Origin of the sequence: Pectobacterium carotovorum, from assembly GCF_033898505.1 — a bacterium.
In the GTDB taxonomy this organism is placed as follows: domain Bacteria; phylum Pseudomonadota; class Gammaproteobacteria; order Enterobacterales; family Enterobacteriaceae; genus Pectobacterium; species Pectobacterium carotovorum_J.
The window spans coordinates 442,097-463,460 of the sequence record NZ_JAXAFK010000001.1 but is presented as its reverse complement, the minus strand read 5'-3'; the positions used below and the strand labels follow the sequence as shown (position 1 = coordinate 463,460).

Sequence of the window (21,364 nt, the reverse complement as noted above, 5' to 3'; positions counted from 1 at the left end):
GCTGGCTAAGATAGTTGGCAGAATGCTTTCACGTTAGCTGTTGATAAGGTTATCTTCCGTTATGTCTATTCGGTTAAGAAAAACGGTCATGTCTGTCCTGCTAGGGGCGTTACTGGCTGGCAACCTGCTTCCTGCTCAGGCCGACACGCAGGATCGGCTGCCGGATATCGGCACCACTGCGGGCGGCACGCTCAGTATCAATCAGGAACTGGCTATGGGGGATTTTTACGTCCGCCAGCTACGGGCCGGCGCGCCGCTTATCAACGATCCGCTACTGTCCAATTACATTAATCAGCTCGGCAACAGATTGGTCAAACAGGCCGATTCGGTACGCACGCCGTTCCACTTTTACCTGATTCGCAATGACGACATTAACGCCTTCGCCTTCTTTGGCGGCAACGTGGTACTGCATTCCGCGCTGTTCCGCTATGCCGATAGTGAAAGCGAACTGGCCTCCGTGCTGGCGCATGAAATCTCTCACGTTACCCAGCGTCATCTGGCACGCAGCATGGAATCACAGCAGCGCAGCGCCCCGCTCACCTGGGTTGGCGCCTTCGGCTCCATTCTGCTGGCAATGGCGAACCCTCAGTTAGGCATGGCAGCACTCAGCGGCACCATGGCGGGTGCGCAGCAAGGGATGATTACCTTTACGCAGTCCAACGAACAAGAGGCTGACCGCATCGGTATTCAGGTGTTGCAGCGCGCGGGGTTCGATCCGCAAGCTATGCCGAATTTCCTGCAAAAACTGGCAGATCAATCGCGTTATGCGTCAAAACCACCGGAAATGTTGCTGACTCACCCCTTGCCGGAAAGCCGCCTGTCCGACGCCCGTAACCGCGCCAACCAAATGCGCTCAACGCCGGTACAGTCTTCTCAGGATTTCCTGTTCGCCAAAATACGCACCTTTGGTATGTATGGCTCACCAGATCGTCCGCTGAGCAACGATCTGCTGGAGCAATGGGAAAAAGGCAACGTGCGGGAGCAACTGGCCGCGAAATATGGCCGCGCGATTCAGTTTTATCAGGCGAAGAAGTACGATGAGGCGCGTAATGTGCTGCAACCACTGCTAAGCAGCGCACCTGAAAACCCGTGGTTTCTGGATATGATGACCGATATTGATCTGGGACAAAACCGCGCGACGCAGGCGATCAGCCGCTTACAAAACGCCCCCGGGGCGCAGGCTAATCCGGTACTTCAGTTGAATCTGGCGAATGCCTATGTAGAAGGGAAACAGCCTGCCGCTGCCAGCAAAATACTGTATCGCTATACTTACGCGCACCCCGACGATTCAAACGGCTGGGATCTGCTGGCGCAAGCCGCAGCAGCACAAGGACAGCGGGCGGAAGAACTGGCCGCACGAGCAGAGAGTCTGGCACTCAGCGGCCAGCTCGATCAAGCTATTCGGCTACTGAGTAACGCGAGCTCACTGGTTAAATTGGGGAGTCTGGAACAGGCGCGCTACGACGCCCGCATCGACCAGCTTCGTCAGTTGCAACAGCGTTTCCGCCAGTACCAGAAATCCTGATAAGGAGCATGACGATGACACAATCTTCAACCCAAACCTCCGTGACGATTTACCATAACCCACGCTGCTCCAAGAGCCGCGAAACGCTGGCGCTATTGCAGGAACACCATGTTACGCCCAACGTCGTGCTCTATCTCGACACGCCGCCCGATGCCGCGACGCTGGCTCAGCTCATCCGGCAGTTGGGCTTTAACAGCGCACGCGAATTGATGAGAACCAAAGAAGAGGTTTATCAGCAGTTGGGGCTGTCCGACGCCGCGCTGACGGAAGCACAGCTGATTCAGGCGATGATCGATAATCCGAAGCTCATCGAGCGCCCCATCGTCGTGGCACACGGTCAGGCACGTATTGGCCGCCCGCCGGAACAGGTGCTGGAAATACTGTCGTTGTAAAAAATGGCGGTAAAAAATAGTTGTAAACGCGAGACGTGAACGATCCTCAATGGCGATCTTTTAACAGCGATCGCTAACTACAGACCGAGGATCTCTTTCACAAAAGGAATGGTCAGCTTGCGCTGTGCAGTGATGGAAGCATGGTCGAGCTGATCGAGCGTCATAAATAACGTACGCATTTCCCGATCCAAACGCTTAAGCAGAAAACGACTCACGTCTTCCGGCAATTCGAACCCGCGCAGTCTGGCACGCAGCTGTAGCGCTTCCCCTTTCTCATCATCCGACAGCGGTTGCAGCTTGTAGATTTGTCCCCAATCGAGACGAGAAGCCAGATCGGGCAGATGTAAATTCAGCTGACGCGGCGGACGATCGCCGGTAATCAACAACCGGGCACGTCCTGTTTCCTGAATGCGGTTATACAGATTAAACACCGCCATTTCCCACTCTTCATCACCCGCAATCGATTCGATGTTATCGATACACACCAGCGCCAGTTGTTCCATGCCTTCCAGCACGTCCGGCACAAAATAGGCGCGTTTATCTAACGGCACATAGCCCACCGCGCGTTCCTGGCGCGACAGTTCAGCGCAGGCAGCATGCAGCAGATGGCTGCGCCCGCCCCCTTCACGTGACCAGAAATAGATGTAGCTGCCATGCTCCTGATGCAGAGCATTATTAATGGCGGCAAGAAGAGACGCGTTTTCACCCGGATAGAAACTGGCAAATGTTTCGTCATCGGGTAAGTAGAGTGGCAATGAAAGCTGTGCCGGCGTGTTCAGAATCACCTCAAGCAAAACGGGCAGGAAATCGGATCGAGTTTATCACAGAAACCGGGCCCTGTTGAGGACGCGATATGCACGGCCTCAACAGGGAAACTGACGCGGTTATGGACGTACGTCGTTCTCTTCCGGCGCATCGAGGATCTCTTCCTCTTTGCGGAACAGGCTAATAACCTTAAATACCAGACTCATCCCGATACCGACAACGGTCGCCAGCGCCATGCCTTTCAGCTCGGTCGCGCCCAGATGCACTTTCGCGCCGCTAACGCCGATGATCAGGATCACGGAGGTCAGGATCAGGTTTTGCGCTTTGTTGTAATCCACTTTGGATTCAATCAGTACGCGAATACCAGACGCCCCAATCACGCCGTACAGCAACAGCGATACGCCGCCCATGACGGGAACGGGTACAGCCTGAATCGCCGCCGCCAGTTTGCCCACGCAGGAAAGCAGAATCGCGAGGATTGCTGCACCGCCGATCACCCAGGTGCTGTACACTTTGGTAATCGCCAGCACACCGATGTTTTCGCCGTAGGTCGTGTTCGGCGTGGAGCCAAAGAAACCGGACAGCACGGTAGAAATGCCGTTGGCGAACATGGAGCGGTGCAGCCCCGGTTCACGCATCAGATCTTTCTTCACGATATTCGCCGTCACCACCAGATGGCCGACGTGCTCTGCAATCACCACCAGCGCCGCAGGCAGAATCGCCAGAATGGCAAACCACTCAAAGCGCGGCGTATAGAATGTCGGCATCGCGAACCAGTGCGCTTCACGAATCGGGGTCAAATCCACCACGCCCAGCGCGAACGACAGCGCATAACCTGCCAGTACCCCGATCAGAATCGGAATGATCGCCAGGAAACCGCGAAACAGCACCGATCCCAGAATGGTGATCGCCAGCGTCGCCAGTGAAATTGTCACCGCAGTGGAATCGACAGAAGCGCCATCGGCAGGCAGCAGCCCGGCCATTCCCGCCGCCACACCAGCCAGCTCAAGGCCGATAACCGCAACAATCGCCCCCATCGCCGCAGGCGGAAACAGCACATTCAACCAGCCAGTCCCCGCTTTCTTAACAATCAGCGCCACGAGACAGAACAACACGCCGCACATGATGAAACCACCCAGCGCGACTTCGTACCCCAGCGGTAGCAGCAGTAAAACCGGAGAAATGAACGCGAAGCTCGATCCCAGGTATGCCGGGATTTTTCCCTTACAAATGAATAAATACAGCAGCGTACCGACACCGTTGAATAACAGTACGGTTGCCGGATTGATCTTGAACAGAATGGGTACCAGTACGGTAGCGCCAAACATCGCAAACAGATGCTGGAAACTCAACGGGATGGTTTGTAACAAGGGTGGTCGTTCACTTACCCCGATGGCGCGACGAGTCATCTTCAATATCCTCTGTAGTGTTGTTATCTAGTGTTGCTATTTATGTGTGCAGGTAGACCCGCACTTATTATCACAGCCAGACGCACCCCGCCCCACCGTAGTGAAGCAGGAAAATGGTGACTGCTGATGTATAAAAGAGCCGCGTGTGACGTAACACGGGCTATGGCAAACCATAGGGAATACTTAGGTTCCCGCCAAAAAAAAGCCGACTAATAAGTCGGCTTACCTGTTATTTCGTACCAAATATTTTATCGCCCGCATCGCCCAGGCCCGGCATGATGTAACCCTGCTCGTTGAGGCCTTTATCGATGGATGCTGTGTAAAGCTCAATATCCGGGTGAGCTTTTTCCAGTGCGGCAATCCCTTCTGGAGCCGCGACCAACACCAACACCTTAATGCTGTGGCAGCCTGCTTTTTTCAGCAGATCGATCGTCGCGATCATTGAGCCGCCGGTCGCCAGCATTGGGTCAACCACCAGCGCCATGCGCTCTTCGATATTGGAAACCAACTTCTGGAAATAAGGAACAGGTTCCAGCGTTTCTTCATCACGGTAGATGCCGACAACGCTGATACGCGCGCTAGGGACATTTTCCAGCACGCCTTCCATCATTCCCAACCCTGCACGCAGAATCGGTACGACGGTAATTTTCTTGCCTTTGATCTGATCGACTTCAACCGGACCGCACCAGCCATCAATGGTGACCTTTTCGGTTGCCAGATCGGCCGTTGCTTCGTAAGTCAGCAAACTTCCCACTTCGGAAGCCAGCTCACGAAAACGCTTAGTGCTAATATCGTTCTCACGCATCAAACCCAGTTTGTGTTTGACGAGTGGGTGTTTCACCTCGACGATCTTCATCATTATCTCCCCATCGGCTAGTGGACGGACAAAAACGCCAAGCGCGTTTTTAAACACCGCTTGCGGCGGCCCGCAGGGCGGCGGGCACGAGAGCCCGTCGTAAAAAAAATCGCGGGATTATACCGCCTTTTTTACTTAGCGCCATATGATTAAGCCTGATCCAGATCAACCGAGAAGAGAAATTGTCGCCATCAACGAAAAATAGCCAGCCGATGACTCATCACTCGCAAACGATTGCCTACACTGTTAGAATTAGCGCGCACTATTTTTACCACAGTATGTTTTCTAAATAATACCGTGTTTTCTGAATACGACCCGTAACCTTCGTGGGGACTCAGCAGTGACCGACAAAACCTCTCTCAGCTATAAAGACGCAGGCGTGGATATCGATGCAGGCAATGCATTGGTCGACCGTATCAAAGGTGTAGTGAAACAGACCCGTCGCCCGGAAGTTATGGGTGGATTGGGTGGTTTCGGTGCCTTGTGCGCCTTACCGCAAAAATACCGCGAACCGATTCTGGTTTCCGGCACTGACGGAGTCGGCACCAAACTGCGCCTGGCGATGGATCTGAAGCGCCACGATACGATTGGTATCGATCTGGTTGCGATGTGCGTAAACGATCTGGTGGTTCAGGGCGCTGAGCCGCTGTTCTTCCTCGACTATTACGCCACGGGCAAACTGGATGTCGATACCGCTGCCAGCGTGATTACCGGTATCGCGGAAGGCTGTAAGCAATCAGGCTGTGCGCTGGTCGGTGGCGAAACTGCCGAAATGCCGGGCATGTACCACGGCGAAGACTACGACGTTGCTGGCTTCTGCGTCGGTGTTGTAGAAAAATCAGAAATCATCGACGGCAGCAAAGTCCAGAACGGCGATGTTCTGGTTGCCCTCGCGTCCAGCGGCCCACACTCAAACGGCTATTCTCTGGTACGCAAAGTGCTTGAAGTCAGCAAAACTGATCCAGAGCAGTTCGAACTGGAAGGCAAACCGCTGGCCGATCACCTGTTGGCACCGACCAAAATCTACGTGAAATCCATACTGTCCCTGATTGAGAAAGTGGACGTCCATGCGATTTCTCACCTGACTGGCGGCGGCTTCTGGGAAAATATCCCACGCGTTCTGCCAGAAGGTATGCAGGCGACTATCGACGAATCCAGCTGGCAATGGCCTGCGGTTTTCAACTGGCTGCAACAGGCTGGGAATGTCAGCCGCCACGAAATGTATCGCACTTTTAACTGCGGTGTTGGTATGATCATCGCACTGCCAACCGAACAGGCAGACGAGGCCGTTGCATTACTCAACAGCAGCGGCGAAAACGCATGGAAAATCGGCGTCATTACTCAAACCGATGCCGGAGACGCAGTGGTTATTAACTGATGAAAAACATCGTTGTGCTGATTTCAGGTCATGGAAGCAACTTACAGGCGTTGATTGACGCCTGTAAGAACGGACGCCTCAAGGGAAAGATCGCCGCCGTATTCAGTAATAATGCGGAGGCGTACGGGCTAGAACGCGCACAGAATGCGGATATTCCTACGTGCGTCCTGAACCCTGAAGACTTTGCCGACCGTGCTGCATTTGATGCCGCACTAGCAAACGAAATTGAGCAATATGATCCGGCGCTGGTGATCTTAGCAGGCTACATGCGGATTCTTAGCCCGGACTTTGTTGCCCAGTTTGCCGGCAAAATGCTGAACATTCACCCTTCTCTGCTACCTAAGTATCCCGGCCTGCATACGCACCGCAAGGCGCTGGAAAATGGCGATCGGGAACATGGAACTTCCGTACATTTTGTCACCGATGAACTGGACGGCGGCCCACTGATTCTGCAAGCGAAGGTACCTGTATTTAGTGACGACACCGAAGAAAGCCTGAGCGAGCGCGTAAAAACGCACGAGCACACGATTTATCCGATGGTCATTAACTGGTTCCTGAATGGCAGACTGGTGATGCGGGATAATGAAGCCTGGCTGGACAGCGTGCGTATTCCACCGCAGGGCTACGCCGCCGAGTAATTCTGTCTGTTCATCATCTTAGTAAGGCTCTCCTCGGAGCCTTACTTCCCTATATTGCTTATTCTTCTTTGCCTCTTTCTTTTCCTATCCACGCGAAGCACCGCTGTTTTCACGCCTCTCTCTACGCTTTAAATATTTACTAATCTTTACGAAAAAAAATCACTAAGCCTCGGATAAAAAAGAAGATTTCCCTCAACCGAAATTACACGTACTTTTCATCGGTTGAAAACGAAAATGACAATGATTATCTTTCCCCATCCTAAATTCTGTGAACTCCATCATGCGTACTGCCTTACTGCTTTGCCTGCTTTTTCTCAGCCCGCTTTTGCAGGCAAAAACCGTCACTGACATTTTGGGTCGACAGGTGGAGATCCCAGATAGCCCCCAGCGCATCATTCTGGGCGAGAGTCGCATGCTGTATACGCTGGCGCTGCTTCAGCCTGATAACCCGGCAAAGCATGTCGTCGGCTGGCCGGGCGATATGGCGCGCTACGATGCACAAAGCTGGTCACGCTATACCGAAAAGTTCCCACAGCTTAACCAGATCCCACTGTTAGGTAACGGCAGCCTGCAAGCGATGAACGCAGAGATGCTGCTGCCGCTAAAACCCGATCTGGTCATTCTTCCTCGGTTGGCAAAAAACGCGACCAATGAAGATTTGCTGCAACAAACGCTGACTCGTGCCGGGATCCCATTTATTTATGTCGATCTGCGCATCGACCTGCTTAATAACACGTTGCCCAGTATTCGCCTGCTCGGCGAGGTGCTGAATCAGCCTCAGCGCGCTACCGCCTTCAGCAATTTCTATCAGCAGCATATGGACGTGATTCGCCAGCGTATCGCGCAATACCATGGCAAAAAACCGACGGTCATGCTGCATCTGCATCTGGGCAGACGAGACACCTGCTGTACCACGGCGGTCGGCGGCAGCCTTGGCGACCTGCTGACTTTCGCCGGCGGCGAGAATATTGCCAGCGGCACCATCAGCAGCGTCTACGGGGAATTGAGCCCGGAGCACGTGCTAGCCGCCAATCCCGATGTCTACATCGCCACCGGCATGGCCGGGCCGGAAGGCAAACGCTTCTCCAGTTTGATGCTCGGCCCGCTGGTTAACGCCGCACAGGCGAAAGAGAGCTTCGACACGCTTATCCGCCAGGAACCTATTTTGTCTCACCTGCAAGCCGTGCAAACAGGCCGAGCCTGGAGCATGTGGCACAACTTCTACCTCAGCCCGTACCACGTCGTGATGGTCGAAATGTTTGCCAAAGCGCTCTACCCGGATCGGTTTACTGATATCGATCCGCAACAAACACTACAACAACTCTATCAACAGTTTTTACCTCTTGAATTTTCAGGGATTTATTGGAGTCAGATTTCGCATGAATAAGTTTTTTATAAAAAAGGCCGCGTTCCGCCACGGCTGGCCGCTGCTGGCGCTGTTGCCGTTTAGCATTCAGGCAGCCATCGTTGATGGCAAAGAAGACACTATGGTGGTAAGTGCCACCACGGGTGCTCAGGCAGGAAAAGAGACCGGCTATCAGCCGCATAAAACCGTGACAGGCACTCGCACCGAAAGCCGCCTGTTGGATGTTCCACAGGCCGTCAACGTCGTTCCGACTCAGGTACTCGACGATCGTGCTGTACGCAATATTGATGAAGCACTGTATAACGTCAGCGGTATCACCCAGTCGAATACGCTGGGCGGCACGCAAGATGCCGTCATCAAACGTGGCTTCGGCGATAATCGCGACGGTTCAATCTTTCGTGACGGTGTGCGCTCCATTCAGGCGCGCAACTTCACGCCCAGCAGCGAGCGCGTCGAAGTGCTGAAAGGCCCAGCCTCCATGCTCTACGGCATGGGCGAGCCCGGCGGCGTGATCAATATCATCAGCAAAAAGCCTGAACTGGTACAGAAAACGCACATTGAAGGCTGGGGAAGTAGCTTCAAGGGCGGCGGCGGACAGCTTGATGTCACTGGCCCGTTAGGCACGTCTGGTTTGGCTTACCGGATGGTGGTCGATCATGATGAAACCGACTACTGGCGCAACTTCGGGCGTAACCGCCAGACGACAGTGGCTCCATCGCTAATGTGGTACGGCGAAGACACCACGGTGCGCGTATCCTACGAACATATGGAATACCTGACACCTTTCGATCGCGGCACCCTTATCGATCCGAAGACAGGCAAGCCGGTTAATACACCGCGCGACCGCCGCTTTGATGAAAGCTACAATGCGACACGCGGCGATCAGGACAGCGTCACCATGCAGGTTGATCGCAACCTGAATGACCGCTGGAAAAGCAGCCTGACCTACTCGTACAACCGCAACCGCTACAGCGACAATCAGGCGCGCGCCACGAAATACAATGCCAATACGGGAGTCCTGACACGCCAGCCAGACGCTACAGGCTATGCACATAGCCAGGCGCAAATTGTCCAGCTCACGCTGAATGGCGACGTTGACTGGGGCCGAATCAATCACCAGTTACTGTTTGGGTTTGATTATGAAGCCGATAGAACATTCCGTGGCGATATGATTCGCGGCACAGCGACTTCAGGATTCAACATCTATAACCCCGTATACGGCCAGCTTCCCGCCTCTACCGCCGTTAACGCGAAAGACAGCGATCAGCGTGAAAATATCGACAGCAAGGCATTCTTTATGCAGGATGCTATCCGTCTTAACGACCGCTGGCAGTTACTGGGCGGTCTGCGTTATGACACATTCGATGTAATGGCAGGTAAAGGGCGTCCTTTCATCACCAACACGGACAGCTCATACCATCGCGTTGTGCCACGTGCGGGCATCATTTACAGCCTGACGTCGTATTCATCGCTCTATGCCAGCTACAGCGGCTCATTTAAGCCTAACAGCAATATTGCCAATAATATCGGTGCCCTGCCGCCTGAAATCGGCAAATCTTACGAAATTGGCGCCAAACTGGATCTGCCCAATCGTATTACCGGTAACGTAGCCCTGTTCGATATTGAAAAACAAAACGTCATGGTCAAGGTTGATGACAATCTTTACCGTACAGCAGGGAAAGTGCGCTCGCAGGGTGTTGAACTGGATCTGGCGGGTAGCCTCACCGATTCATTGAGCCTGATCGGTTCTTATGCCTACACCGATGCTCACGTCACTGCTGACCCGGAAAACACCGGTAAACGCATGCCCAATGCAGCCCGTCATACCGCCTCACTGTTCTTGACACAGGACTTCGGCAACATTGGCCTGGCAGCCGGTGACGATCTGCGTGCAGGTGCAGGTGCGCGCTATGTCAGCCGCCGCGCGGGTGATGCAGCAAACACCTTCTATTTGGATGATTACACCGTCGCCGATGCGTTTGTTGCCTATAGCCTGCCGCTCAACGGCTACAAAGTGAAATGGCAGCTCAACGTGAAGAACCTGTTCGACCAGACCTATTATCCATCCAGCGGTAACAATCTGCGCGTCGCCATCGGCGAGCCGCGTCAGGTGGTGCTACGCGCCAGCGTCGATTTCTAATGCACTTTATCCCCGTGTCTCATCGATACGGGGCATTTTGCTACTTGCCATTCCACATTGGGAGTTCAGCGCCAGCCTCCCCGCCGCTATACTAGCGTTGGCATACCCATGCCAACGTGACCCCGATAACCACGGTTCACGTCTCTTTTATCAATTAAGGATTCATTATGTCCGGTACGAGCAATTCCGTTCGGCTACGACCGCTGGAGCGGGACGATCTCACTTTTGTTCATCAGTTGGATAACAATGCCAGTGTGATGCGTTATTGGTTTGAAGAGCCTTACGAGGCCTTTGTCGAACTCAGCGATCTGTACGACAAGCATATTCATGACCAGAGCGAGCGGCGCTTCATTATTGAACATGAGCAGACCAAAGTAGGCCTGGTTGAGCTGGTGGAGATTAACCACATCCACCGTCGCGCGGAATTTCAGATCATTATCGACCCGGCCTATCAAGGCCACGGCTATGCCAGCGCGGCAGCCAAGCTGGCGATGGATTATGGCTTCTCGGTGTTGAACCTCTACAAGCTGTATTTGATTGTGGATAAGGAAAACAAGAAAGCAATCCACATCTACAGCAAGCTAGGGTTTGAGGTCGAAGGCGAGCTGATCCACGAGTTTTTCATCAACGGTGAATACCGCAACACGATCCGCATGTGCATTTTCCAACATCAATATATGGCAAAGCACAAAACCGTGACGGGAACCGGCGGCGAAGCGCCGGGGAGTTCTATCAGCCAGTAAGGTAAAGAGGCCAGCATCGCTGGCCTCAAGCGATTTATTTCCCCTTTAGCGCAATCTCTGTGGTTCGTTTTATGTAGATTCAGAGACAGTTTCGTGCGCCATAATGCTGTCATTTCATGCTATCTCGTAGCACGCGCCCGACGCAGGGCGCTCAGTCGCCGCCGCCCTGCGAACCCAAGCTTTCCGGCTAAATTATGTCGCTGCGCGATACCTTCGTCGGTATCAGGCTTAACGGACCGCTTGCGACACGCTCCCGGCGTGGCGCAAGCTTTCGCCGCGTCCATGCGGCTCATCCTAAACCTGCTATCTCCTCTGCATAATTTCTTACGCCGGATGATGAGCAAAACCATCACGCTATTGTGTTTATTGCCTGAAGCTTACTCAGTAAATACATTTTTTACCCCGCGAATTGCCGGAATAGCGCTTTACCGCGCAAGAGCCTTAGCCCCAGCCAGCCGCCGCAGAGCGACAGAAGGAACGCCGCGATTAACGGGAGCGTTATCCACATCGTGACATTCGGTTCCCAGGCAAAGTTAAAGACCTTCCGCTGCAACAGCCACAGTGCCGATTCTGCGCCAATCGCCGCCGCCGTTCCCGCCACCAGACCCAGCACCGCAAATTCACACCACAGCGTGGTGCGCAGCAGGCGTAGCCCAGCTCCCAGCGTGCGATATACCATCAGTTCCTGACGTCGCTGACGCATTCCGACCTGGATCTGTGCCAGCAACAGCAGCACGCCACAGAACAGTACCAGAATGACCATAATCTCCAGCGCGCGGCTTACCTGCTGCAAGACCTGCCCAACCTGACGCAGAATACTGCCGATATCCAGCACGCTCACCGTCGGGAACTGGCGATTCAACTGCGTAATCATCTTCTCATCACCATCGTAGCGGAAGCTGGTCAGCCAGGACTGCGGCTGGTTATCCAACGCCCCTACGGGGAAAATAAAGAAGAAATTCGGACGCAGGCTTTCCCAGTCTACCTGACGGAAGCTGGTCACCGTTGCGCTAAACGGTTGCGTGTCGCCAGTGAAGGTCAGCGTATCGCCAATCTTGATCCCCATCTCTTTGGCTTCTTTCGCTTCCATCGAGACTTCACCCGCCTTCGGTGCGTCGCCTTCCACCAGTACGTTATGCTGCGGGATTCCGTTCATCCAGGTCAGGTTCAGTTCACGGTTCACCGTGTTGCCACCCGGATCGTCCTCGTGGATCACTTCCGTCGCAACCTGCTGATTAATCTCCGTCAGCCGCGCACGAATAATCGGGAAGAATTGCTCCGGCGTCACATCATGCTGAGAGAGGAAATCCTCCACCTGTGGCACCTGTTCCTTCGTGATATTCAGCAGGAAATAGTTTGGGCTACCCGGCGGCAATTGCTGCTGCCAGCGCTCCAGTAAATCACCGCGCATCACCAGCAGCAGCGCCAATAGCATGAAGGACAGCGAAAAGGCGGCCAACTGGCTGAGCGTCGACCACGGCTGGCGCAACAGGCGATTAATCGCCAGACGCAACGCCAGTCGTTTAACCGTCAGACGCCGTAACAACAGCAGACCGCCCCAGCCAATGACACCCAGCAAGAGCGACAGCACCGCCATGCCGCCAAGCAGCGACCATAGCAGCACACCGCCACCGGACAACACGGCCAGCAACCCAACAACAATAAGCAGGACAATCGGCAGGTAATAGCGCAGCGGCCATATGTTCGCCACCACATCCTGACGTAACACGCGCAGTGGCTGTGTCGCCAGCAGCAGTCGATACGGACGCAGCCCAACCAGCAGCGAGATCAGCACCAGCGATCCCAGCGCCCATACCCACGGCCACAACCCGGAGGCTGGCAGTGTCGCAGGCAGCACTGGCGCCAGCATTTTCATCAACAGCGCCTCAAACCCCAGACCGAGCACGCTACCGCAAACCGCCGCCAGCCCAAGTACAGAAAGCCACTGCCCGATGATTAATCGCCTCAGCGCCTGTTTGCCTGCCCCCAGCGTTTTCAGAATGGCGACCAAATCATAGCGGCTGCGGCAGTAGTGCCCCATCGCCACCGCCACTGCGGCGATAGACAGCAACAGCGTCAGCAGCGCCGACAGCAACAGGAACTGCTGCGACCGTTTTAACGACTGGCTCAGCGCGCCTTCGGAATCTTCCATGCCATACCAGCGCTGATCGGGCTTGAGCTGTGGTTTGATGAAATTGCCAAATTCACTAATCTGCTTCTCATTGCCGGAAAACATGTAGCGCCAGGTAATACGGCCCCCCGGCTGAATCGCACCGGTTTTCTCGACATCATCCAGATTCATCAGAATACGCGGTGCGGTCTCAAACGGGTTAAAGCCGGCATCCGGTTCCTGAATCAGCTCGCCGCTAATGCGCAGCGAAGTATCGCCGACGTCCAGCATGTCACCAACTTTCAGCCCAAGTAACGCCAGCAGGCGCGGCGCCACCAGCACAGCTCCCGCCTCAGCATGCAGCCCTTCAGGACGCGTCTGCAAATTGCCGTACAGCGGATAGCGTTGGTCGGTGGCTTTAACCTGCGCCAGCTGCGGCGTATCGCCTGCGAACGTCATGGTCATGAAAGAAATCTGACGACTGAGCGTCAGCCCGCGCTGCTGCGCATCCTGAAGCCAGGTTTCCGCGACAGGTCGCGACGCACGCAGCACGCGGTCGCCCGCCAGAAAATCCCGGCTCTGCTGACTGAGCCCTTTTTCCATGCGGTCGCTGATCGTGCCCAGCGCCAGCACGCAGGCAACGGCCAACGTTAACGCCAGCCAGACAATCAATAAGGAAGGAGAGCGCCATTCGCGCCAGAACCACCGCCAGATCATGCGTCCTCCCGCAGCTTGCCGTCGACTAACCGCAGGCGTCGCTCACAGCGTGCTGCCAGTTGTTCATCGTGCGTCACCAGAATCAGCGTGGTGGCATAGTCGCGATTGAGGGAAAACAGCAGATCAACAATGCGCTCACCGGTTTTACGATCCAGATTTCCGGTAGGTTCATCGGCAAACAAGACGTTGGGACGACCGCTAAACGCACGCGCCAGCGCCACACGCTGCTGTTCACCGCCGGAAAGCTGAGCGGGAAGATGATGTAAGCGCTCACCCAGTCCAAGCTGTTGTAACAGCTGTTCGGCCTGTCCGCGGCTGTGGCTGTCGCTTTCACCGCGCAGCAACGCGGGTAGTTGCACGTTCTCCAACGCATTCAGCGTCGGCACCAGCATGAAAGACTGAAAGACAAAACCGACATGCTGGGCACGCAGCGCCGCGCGACCTTCTTCGTCCAGCGCGTTTAGCGATTTACCCATCAGGCTCACTTCACCCTCTGTGCCATCATCCAGCCCGGCCAGAATCCCCAGCAACGTTGATTTGCCCGAACCGGATTCCCCAATCAGGGCAATTGTCTGCGCAGGTTTGACAATAAGCTCAACTCCGGTAAGGATGGAAAGCCGATTTTCTCCCTGACCAACGTGTTTACTAAGATGATGAACTTCAAGAATGTTTTCTACGTGCGCAGTTTCGCTTGGCGTAGCACTCGCTGGGCTGGTCTTCGCAAACATGTTTTCGTCCTTTTGCTTCTGGGATTATGCAGCGTACGCGCTTTCGCCGCTGACACATTATTAATTCTGGGCGATAGCCTCAGTGCGGGCTATCAGATGCCGATCGCTAACGCATGGCCAACGCTGCTGAACACGCAGTGGCAGACGCAGAAAAAAGGCGTCGCGGTGGTTAACGCCAGTATTAGTGGAGACACCACCGCACAAGCACTGGCGCGTCTTCCTGCCCTGTTGAAACAGCATCAGCCGCGTTGGGTATTGATTGAACTGGGCGGCAATGATGGCCTTCGGGGATTTCCGGCCCCTAACATTGAGCAAGATCTGACGAAAATCATCACGCTGGTCAAACAGGCTAACGCTCAGCCTCTGATTATGCAGATCCGTTTGCCGACCAACTATGGCCGTCGCTATACCGAGTCATTCAGCAATATCTACCCCAAATTAGCGGAGCAGTTTGCGCTTCCGCTGCTGCCTTTCTTTATGGAGCAGGTGTATCTTAAACCGGAGTGGATGATGGAAGATGGCATCCATCCAACCCGGGATGCCCAACCGTTTATCGCAGAATGGATGGCGAAGCAGCTGGAACCCTTAGTTAACCATGAGTCTTAATAAATAGGCTTTTGAATTAGGTAAAGTTATGCAAAAAACGGTCTTCATTACGGGTTGCTCCAGCGGCATTGGCCTGATTGCCGCTCAGGATCTGCAAAAGCGCGGCTATCGCGTGATTGCAGCCTGCCGCCGCGCAGAGGATGTCGCACGTCTGACCACGCTGGGTTTGGAAGCGATTACGCTCGATCTGGATGACAGCGCCAGCGTGGAACAAGCGGCAGCGGAGGTGATCAGACTGACCGATAACCGCCTGTACGGTTTGTTTAATAACGCCGGATACGGCCTGTATGGCCCGCTGAATACTATTTCGCGCCAGCAGCTTGAACAGCAGTTTTCCAGCAATCTGTTCGGCACGCATCAGCTCACCCAGTTGCTGCTACCCGCGATGTTGCCGCATGGCGAAGGCCGCATCATCCAGACCAGTTCCGTTCTGGGGCTGGTGTCCACGCCGGGGCGCGGCGCGTATGCCGCCAGCAAATATGCGCTGGAAGCCTGGTCAGATGCGTTGCGTATGGAACTCCACGGTAGCGGCCTGCACGTCAGCCTGATCGAGCCCGGCCCGATCAGTACACGCTTTACCAGCAACGTCGCACAGACGCAGACAGATAAGCCGGTGACTAACCCCGGCATCGCTAAGCGCTTCACGCTGCCGCCGGAAGCGATATTGCCGAAGCTCCATCATGCGCTGGAAAGTGCGCGTCCTAAATTACGCTATCCCGTCACGCTGGTGGCTCACGCCTTAACCTGGCTGCGCCGCCTGCTACCGGGGTGTCTGCTGGATAAGGTATTACGGGGATAAAACCTCAGAAGGTGAGGTATTGCGCACTTGCCTCTGTACGAGGCTTGCAAGTGACACCGACAGGCCCCATCTAAGGGTCAAACGCATTCAGGAAGTAAGAGAGACTACTCATGTTAGAACAACAAGCGACTATCGTTGACGTCAACGAATCCAACCTGCATCAGGTGTTGGAACACTCCATGACACTGCCAGTCCTGTTTTACTTCTGGTCGGCGCGTAGCCAGCACTGTCTGGAACTAGAACCGGTGCTGGACAAGCTGGCGCAGGAATACGCCGGGCAGTTCGTTCTGGCGAAGGTTGACTGTGATGCCGAGCAGCGCGTCGCCGCTCAGTTTGGCCTGCGTTCAATTCCAACCGTTTATCTGTTTAAAGATGGCCAACCGCTGGACGGTTTTCAGGGGCCACAGCCGGAAGAAGCCATTCGTGAATTACTGAAACGCGCGCTGCCGAAAGAAGAAGAGCTGAAAGTCGCACAGGCACAGCAGCTGATTCAGGAAGATAAACTGCCAGAAGCGATGCAGTTACTGAAAGACGCCTGGCAACTCAGCCAGCAGCGCAGCGATATCGGTCTGATGCTGGCGGAAGTGCAGATTCAAATTAAACGCAGCGAAGAGGCCGAAGCCGTATTAGCCACCATTCCTTTGCAAGATCAAGACACGCGCTATCACAGCCTCATTGCTCAGATTGAATTGCTAAAACAGGCAGCAGATACGCCGGAAATTCAGCATCTACAGCAGCAATTGGACGCCGACCCGCAAAATGCGGAACTGGCGGTACAGCTGGCGCTGCAACTGCATCAGGTCGGACGTAATGAGGAAGCGCTTGAGCTGCTGATGGGATTCCTGAAGAAAGATCTGGCCGTTGCTAACGGCAACGCGCGTAAAACGCTGATGGACATCATGGCCGCCCTCGGCACCAGCGACGCCCTTGCCGCCCGCTACCGTCGGCAGCTTTATTCGTTATTATATTGATTCTCTTGTGAAAAAGGCCAGAACGTTGATTCTGGCCTTCTTATTTCAAACATTCGTCCTCGCCTATATTGGATTGATACGATGATTTCGGGTGTGCTAACTCGGCGTAAAAAATTATGCTGAGGAGATAGCAGGCTTAGGATGAGCCGCAGGACGCGGCGAAAGCTTGCGCCACGTCGGGAACGTGTCGCAAGCGGTCCGTTAAGCCTGATACCGACGAAGGCACCGCGTTAGCGGCATAATTTCCGCCGAAAAGCCTGGGGTCAAGGGGCGAGCGGCGTTTGAGCCGTCCCTTGTCGGGCGCGTGCTACGAGGTAGCATGAAAATAACGGTATCATCGCGCACGAAACTCCCCAGAAAGCCGAATAGAAATACAGCCAGGCAGAGACCCTCAATCCCCCGCTGACTACAGCGTCTTCAATACTGAGATCCAGCCATGTCCGCCATACACTGACCAGCCGTTTAGCCAGCGGCGCAGCATGTTCATCGCCAGCATCGCAACGACTTCCTGATGCGTTTTCAGGCTGTAGCGCTGTACGTTGAACTGTATCGTTTGGGCGAAAGATCCTTCCGGCGTATGCAGCGCCAATGACAGCTCGGCATCGTTCCGATTTCCCACGACCAGCGCTAACGACGCGCCCTGTCGCTCCGCCAGATGGCGAGCATAGTCTGCTAGCCCAGACAGGCTGGCATCCTCAACGTTTGCCAGCAGCTCTCCGCCCGCCAGCGAAACATTCGCCGACTGAAGCTGCCAGTTGAGCAATCCTGCCGTGAAGTGTTCGCTCACTGCCAGCGTCATATCACGTTCGGCCAGACGCCGTGCCAACTGTGCTGGCAGCCCTTCTGTTCCTTCAAAGATAGTATTTTCCCCGGCCACGGCGCGCACCGTTTCCCACAGCTGCACCATCTTTTCCTGCTGTGCAGCTGGGCCGGTCAGCTTCAGCTCGATAATCGGCATAGAAGAGCGGTAGCCCAGCACCACACCCGGCGGTAACGCCATGCCATCCAACTGACTTGCCAGATCGCTTTCAGAGCGGCCAAAGGTGGTCAGGCGCAGACACAGCGGCGCATCGGCAACAGCAAAACGCTCGCGCAGGCGCGGCATAATCTGCTGATCGACCATGACCTTGAACTCAGACGGGACACCCGGTGTAAAAAACATCAGGCACTTGTTCAAGCGCAGCGCGAAACCGCAAGCAGTGCCCACCGGGTTATCCACCATTTCCGCACTGGCGGGGATTTGCGCCTGTTTGCGGTTGCTGGGTGCCATCACTCTGCCGCGTTCGGCAAAAAAAGCCTCCATACGCGCCAGCCATTCCGCGTGCTCAACCAGTCCTTCTCCTGCTGCGGTGGCTGCCGCCAAAGCGCTGAGATCGTCGCTGGTCGGCCCCAAACCACCGTTCACAATCAGGATATCGGCTATCTGGCTACGCTGCGTTATTGCAGTCACCAGCGCATCGAGATCGTCCCCCACCGTCATCCGGCTGGTCATCGGTAATCCCTGTTGAAACAAATAATCCGCCAACCAGGCCGCATTGGTATCAATAATCTGACCATGCAGCACTTCATCGCCGGTACATAACATCTCGACCCTAAGCATTTTTTTATTCCTCGTGACGATCCTGAAACCACTTTAAAAAGTCGGATGAACAAACACAATATTTCTTTCAGCCAGCCTGAGAACACACGCAGCCAATGAGCCGCGCTCCAGTGTAAATATAAGATTACACCCCTCGTAACGGCGTTTTGACAGAAATCACTGAATACTCTACCCTGCTGCCAAAAATATCTGGATAGCCACGCTATATATAGAGGAATAGGTGAAAAATCGTACTCTTGGCAGTATTTTTATCGTTGCAGGCACCACCATTGGAGCAGGAATGTTGGCGATGCCGTTAGCAACCGCCGGCGTCGGATTTGGTACTACGTTAGTGATATTAATCGGTTTATGGGCACTGATGTGCTATAGCGCCCTGCTGCTGGTTGAAGTGTATCAGCATCAGCCATCGCACACCGGACTGGGCACGCTGGCAAAAATCTACCTTGGCCGCTGGGGACAGTGGATTACGGGTTTCAGTATGCTATTTCTGATGTACGCGCTCACGGCAGCCTATATCAGCGGCGCGGGCGAACTGCTCGCCACCAGCATTAGCCAATGGAGTGGCTACTCACTTCCGCTGTCCGCCGGTATTCTGCTCTTCACACTGGTTGCCGGTGGCGTTGTCTGTATCGGAACATCCTCCGTCGATTTGTTTAACCGCATCCTGTTTAGCGGCAAAGTGCTCATGCTCGTCATTATGCTGGCCGTCATGGTGCCACATATTCAGCGCGTCAATCTCTTAACGTTGCCGCTGCAACAGGGTCTGACGCTCTCAGCATTACCCGTTATCCTGACCTCGTTCGGCTTCCACGGCAGTATCCCCAGTATCGTGCACTACATGGGCGGCGATAGCCGTAAGTTGCGCCGGATATTTCTTATCGGTAGCGTGATACCGCTGATTGCCTATATTTTCTGGCAACTTGCGATGCTGGGCAGCCTCAGCTCTTCAACATTCAACGCTATTTTGGCCGATCAGGCGGGATTGAATGGGCTGATGCAGGCTATTCGCACGCTGGTGGCTTCACCGCACGTTGAACTGGCCGTTCATCTGTTTGCCGATCTGGCACTGGCGACCTCTTTCCTCGGCGTGGCGCTGGGGCTGTTCGATTACCTAGCCGATCTGTTTAAACGCAAAAATAGCGTCACAGGGCGTGCGCAAACGGGGTTGCTAACCTTTATACCCCCACTGGTGTTTGCCCTCTTTTATCCGCAAGGGTTCGTGATGGCGTTGGGCTATGCGGCGATTGCGCTGGCCGTGCTGGCGCTGCTTATTCCTGTCCTGCTGAGCTGGCAGGTGCGCAAACAGCGTCCTGAAATACGCGCAACGCGCGGTGGCACACCGGTTCTGGTGCTGGTCTTCGCCAGCGGCGTAGGCATCATCCTGATCCAACTGGCGATGGTCGCAGGCTGGCTACCGTCGATTAGTTAACCTTCCGTGCATAAAAAAACGCTGGGAGCGTTTTTCAACGTCGCTTGCGACGGCCCGAAGGGTGACGGACAAGGATGTCCGTCATAAAAAAAGAGCGTGAACTCAGCATTCACGCTCTTTTTTCTTTCCACTCACGGCATCAAGCCAACACACCTGCGGCTTAAAGTATGACGGGTATATCAGAAGTTCAGACCAACACCGACATAGGCAGAATCAGCCAGTCTGTTATCCGGCCCGCTTTCACGCGCCATATTGATGTAGCGGTAGCCGACATCAACGCTCAGCGGTGCAAATACCTGCCAGCGTACGCCTGCTTTCCCTTCAACATAGTGATCGACATGGCTGGAGAAGGCATCCGGTGAATAGTAACCTTCGCCATACAGCGAGAACTGACGGCTCAGCGGCCACTGCACGCCACCGCCCAGAGCAACACCATAGCCATCATTGCCGTGATCCTGATTCAGGTACAGCGCTTTACCGCCCAGAGTCAGCTTGAGTGGGCCAACAGGGATGGTGTATCCCAGGCCAAAGCCATATACGTCATTGTTGTTGTCGCCGTGGGCATAGCTCACATTACCCGCAAGCCCAGGAATGCCCAGACCGAAGCCCGCATTGGCACCGGCATAATCGCGACCTGCTTCCCCGGAAAGGCTAATGGCATGTACAGAAGCCGTTGCAAGCAACAGGCTTCCCGCGCAGGCAATCACAAACTTTTTCATTTTCAATATCCTTAAAAACCGTCGTTAAACGCGCGTGTAAAGGTGTTATCGTTGCCGATTCTACCCGAAACACCCCCTCACTCCAGCATGAAATTGCCCTGAGCAGTGATTTATTCTTTTAATAATCATGAAAGTTTTCATTCAGCGCTGCTGACAATAGCAACAATAAGCGCCGCCTATTTGCTCAAAAAAGGCAAAGTGAACAATAGTACTCATCATGGATGACGACAAAACAGGCAGAAGGAAACGATGATGAGAGAAGGAAAATTAGCCACAGGAAAGCATGCTACGGTGATGGATACCCCTCATACAGTGCATTCCGACAGGAACACCCCGATGCGGTTTCAGGACATGTGGTTTCTGGAAAAGCTGGCGCTGTTTGATCGTGAAACCAGCGCCAATCATCAAGCAACGCATAAAAAACCGGCGGCGAAACCCAGCACCAACGCACCGGACAGCTAGCCTACGGCCAA

19 protein-coding genes are annotated in these 21,364 nt (G+C 54.5%); 12 read left to right on the top strand and 7 right to left on the bottom strand.

The window, feature by feature from the left end; all coding sequences use genetic code 11:
* Positions 1-88: 88 nt before the first annotated feature.
* Positions 89-1,525 (top strand): M48 family metalloprotease, encoded by a 1,437-nt coding sequence (locus R9X49_RS01920; protein WP_413775870.1) that lies wholly within the window; start codon positions 89-91, stop codon positions 1,523-1,525.
* Positions 1,526-1,539: 14 nt separating this feature from the next.
* Positions 1,540-1,917: an arsenate reductase (glutaredoxin) gene (gene arsC, locus R9X49_RS01915; RefSeq protein WP_319847000.1), complete on the top strand. Its 378-nt coding sequence runs from the start codon at positions 1,540-1,542 to the stop codon at positions 1,915-1,917.
* 77 nt (positions 1,918-1,994) lie between these two features.
* Here the strand turns inward: arsC and hda are convergent, their stop codons facing one another.
* The 3 genes from hda to upp all read right to left on the bottom strand — a co-directional run bounded on the left by hda (position 1,995) and on the right by upp (position 4,947).
* A complete protein-coding gene (gene hda, locus R9X49_RS01910; RefSeq protein ID WP_015839419.1) occupies positions 1,995-2,702 on the bottom strand; it encodes a DnaA inactivator Hda in 708 nt (235 codons plus the stop codon).
* Positions 2,703-2,801: 99 nt separating this feature from the next.
* Positions 2,802-4,091: a uracil permease gene (gene uraA, locus R9X49_RS01905; RefSeq protein WP_319846999.1), complete on the bottom strand. Its 1,290-nt coding sequence runs from the start codon at positions 4,089-4,091 to the stop codon at positions 2,802-2,804.
* Positions 4,092-4,320: 229 nt separating this feature from the next.
* A complete protein-coding gene (upp, locus tag R9X49_RS01900) occupies positions 4,321-4,947 on the bottom strand; it encodes a uracil phosphoribosyltransferase (protein ID WP_014914591.1) in 627 nt (208 codons plus the stop codon).
* Positions 4,948-5,287: 340 nt separating this feature from the next.
* Here upp and purM point away from each other — a divergent pair, with 340 nt between their 5' ends.
* The 5 genes from purM (at position 5,288) to speG (ending at position 11,212) form a co-directional block, all read left to right on the top strand.
* The gene (gene purM / locus R9X49_RS01895; RefSeq protein WP_319846998.1) at positions 5,288-6,325 is read left to right on the top strand and encodes a phosphoribosylformylglycinamidine cyclo-ligase; all 1,038 of its coding nucleotides are present in this window, start codon (positions 5,288-5,290) and stop codon (positions 6,323-6,325) included.
* Positions 6,325-6,963 carry a phosphoribosylglycinamide formyltransferase gene (purN, locus tag R9X49_RS01890; RefSeq protein WP_319846997.1) on the top strand — a complete coding sequence of 213 codons (639 nt, stop codon included), beginning with the start codon at positions 6,325-6,327 and terminating at the stop codon, positions 6,961-6,963. Before purM ends, purN begins: the two co-directional genes overlap by 1 nt.
* A 280-nt stretch (positions 6,964-7,243) precedes the next feature.
* A complete protein-coding gene (locus R9X49_RS01885) occupies positions 7,244-8,350 on the top strand; it encodes an ABC transporter substrate-binding protein (protein ID WP_319846996.1) in 1,107 nt (368 codons plus the stop codon).
* Positions 8,343-10,469, top strand: coding sequence for a TonB-dependent siderophore receptor (locus R9X49_RS01880; protein ID WP_319846995.1), 2,127 nt, complete (start codon positions 8,343-8,345; stop codon positions 10,467-10,469). The genes R9X49_RS01885 and R9X49_RS01880 overlap by 8 nt, the downstream gene beginning before the upstream one ends.
* Before the next feature lie 167 nt (positions 10,470-10,636).
* On the top strand, positions 10,637-11,212 hold the full coding sequence (gene speG / locus R9X49_RS01875) for a spermidine N1-acetyltransferase (RefSeq protein WP_319846994.1): 576 nt from the start codon (positions 10,637-10,639) through the stop codon (positions 11,210-11,212).
* Between the two features lie 397 nt (positions 11,213-11,609).
* Here the strand turns inward: speG and ybbP are convergent, their stop codons facing one another.
* Together ybbP and ybbA are read right to left on the bottom strand one after the other, a co-directional pair.
* Positions 11,610-14,039: a putative ABC transporter permease subunit YbbP gene (gene ybbP / locus R9X49_RS01870; protein ID WP_319846993.1), complete on the bottom strand. Its 2,430-nt coding sequence runs from the start codon at positions 14,037-14,039 to the stop codon at positions 11,610-11,612.
* A complete protein-coding gene (ybbA, locus tag R9X49_RS01865; RefSeq protein ID WP_052198332.1) occupies positions 14,036-14,767 on the bottom strand; it encodes a putative ABC transporter ATP-binding protein YbbA in 732 nt (243 codons plus the stop codon). Before ybbA ends, ybbP begins: the two co-directional genes overlap by 4 nt.
* Between ybbA and tesA the strand changes: the two genes are divergently transcribed.
* From tesA to R9X49_RS01850, 3 genes are all read left to right on the top strand, one after another.
* Positions 14,690-15,373 carry a multifunctional acyl-CoA thioesterase I/protease I/lysophospholipase L1 gene (tesA, locus tag R9X49_RS01860; RefSeq protein WP_319846992.1) on the top strand — a complete coding sequence of 228 codons (684 nt, stop codon included), beginning with the start codon at positions 14,690-14,692 and terminating at the stop codon, positions 15,371-15,373. The two genes, ybbA and tesA, sit on opposite strands and share 78 nt — an antisense overlap.
* Positions 15,374-15,401: 28 nt before the next feature.
* Complete coding sequence (locus R9X49_RS01855) at positions 15,402-16,172, top strand: SDR family oxidoreductase (protein ID WP_319846991.1); 771 nt, start codon at positions 15,402-15,404, stop codon at positions 16,170-16,172.
* Between the two features lie 110 nt (positions 16,173-16,282).
* Positions 16,283-17,143 carry a co-chaperone YbbN gene (locus R9X49_RS01850; RefSeq protein ID WP_319846990.1) on the top strand — a complete coding sequence of 287 codons (861 nt, stop codon included), beginning with the start codon at positions 16,283-16,285 and terminating at the stop codon, positions 17,141-17,143.
* Between the two features lie 406 nt (positions 17,144-17,549).
* Here the strand turns inward: R9X49_RS01850 and R9X49_RS01845 are convergent, their stop codons facing one another.
* Complete coding sequence (locus R9X49_RS01845; protein ID WP_319846989.1) at positions 17,550-18,743, bottom strand: nicotinamide mononucleotide deamidase-related protein YfaY; 1,194 nt, start codon at positions 18,741-18,743, stop codon at positions 17,550-17,552.
* Positions 18,744-18,963: 220 nt separating this feature from the next.
* Between R9X49_RS01845 and tyrP the strand changes: the two genes are divergently transcribed.
* A complete protein-coding gene (gene tyrP, locus R9X49_RS01840; protein WP_319846988.1) occupies positions 18,964-20,172 on the top strand; it encodes a tyrosine transporter TyrP in 1,209 nt (402 codons plus the stop codon).
* A 179-nt stretch (positions 20,173-20,351) separates the two neighbouring features.
* On the opposite strand, the gene R9X49_RS01835 is transcribed toward tyrP, so the two are convergent.
* Positions 20,352-20,891 (bottom strand): YfaZ family outer membrane protein, encoded by a 540-nt coding sequence (locus R9X49_RS01835; RefSeq protein WP_319846987.1) that lies wholly within the window; start codon positions 20,889-20,891, stop codon positions 20,352-20,354.
* 249 nt (positions 20,892-21,140) lie between these two features.
* Between R9X49_RS01835 and R9X49_RS01830 the strand changes: the two genes are divergently transcribed.
* On the top strand, positions 21,141-21,353 hold the full coding sequence (locus R9X49_RS01830; protein ID WP_319846986.1) for a catalase: 213 nt from the start codon (positions 21,141-21,143) through the stop codon (positions 21,351-21,353).
* The last annotated feature ends 11 nt before the right edge of the window (positions 21,354-21,364 follow it).

Coding starts and splice junctions, on each gene's coding strand:
- R9X49_RS01920 (WP_413775870.1), top strand. CDS start 89: ATGTCTGTCCTGCTAGGGGCGTTACTGGCTGGCAACCTGCTTCCTGCT.
- arsC (WP_319847000.1), top strand. CDS start 1,540: ATGACACAATCTTCAACCCAAACCTCCGTGACGATTTACCATAACCCA.
- uraA (WP_319846999.1), bottom strand. CDS start 4,091: ATGACTCGTCGCGCCATCGGGGTAAGTGAACGACCACCCTTGTTACAA.
- upp (WP_014914591.1), bottom strand. CDS start 4,947: ATGAAGATCGTCGAGGTGAAACACCCACTCGTCAAACACAAACTGGGT.
- purN (WP_319846997.1), top strand. CDS start 6,325: ATGAAAAACATCGTTGTGCTGATTTCAGGTCATGGAAGCAACTTACAG.
- R9X49_RS01885 (WP_319846996.1), top strand. CDS start 7,244: ATGCGTACTGCCTTACTGCTTTGCCTGCTTTTTCTCAGCCCGCTTTTG.
- R9X49_RS01880 (WP_319846995.1), top strand. CDS start 8,343: ATGAATAAGTTTTTTATAAAAAAGGCCGCGTTCCGCCACGGCTGGCCG.
- speG (WP_319846994.1), top strand. CDS start 10,637: ATGTCCGGTACGAGCAATTCCGTTCGGCTACGACCGCTGGAGCGGGAC.
- ybbP (WP_319846993.1), bottom strand. CDS start 14,039: ATGATCTGGCGGTGGTTCTGGCGCGAATGGCGCTCTCCTTCCTTATTG.
- tesA (WP_319846992.1), top strand. CDS start 14,690: ATGATGAACTTCAAGAATGTTTTCTACGTGCGCAGTTTCGCTTGGCGT.
- ybbA (WP_052198332.1), bottom strand. CDS start 14,767: ATGTTTGCGAAGACCAGCCCAGCGAGTGCTACGCCAAGCGAAACTGCG.
- R9X49_RS01855 (WP_319846991.1), top strand. CDS start 15,402: ATGCAAAAAACGGTCTTCATTACGGGTTGCTCCAGCGGCATTGGCCTG.
- R9X49_RS01850 (WP_319846990.1), top strand. CDS start 16,283: ATGTTAGAACAACAAGCGACTATCGTTGACGTCAACGAATCCAACCTG.
- R9X49_RS01845 (WP_319846989.1), bottom strand. CDS start 18,743: ATGCTTAGGGTCGAGATGTTATGTACCGGCGATGAAGTGCTGCATGGT.
- R9X49_RS01835 (WP_319846987.1), bottom strand. CDS start 20,891: ATGAAAAAGTTTGTGATTGCCTGCGCGGGAAGCCTGTTGCTTGCAACG.
- R9X49_RS01830 (WP_319846986.1), top strand. CDS start 21,141: ATGATGAGAGAAGGAAAATTAGCCACAGGAAAGCATGCTACGGTGATG.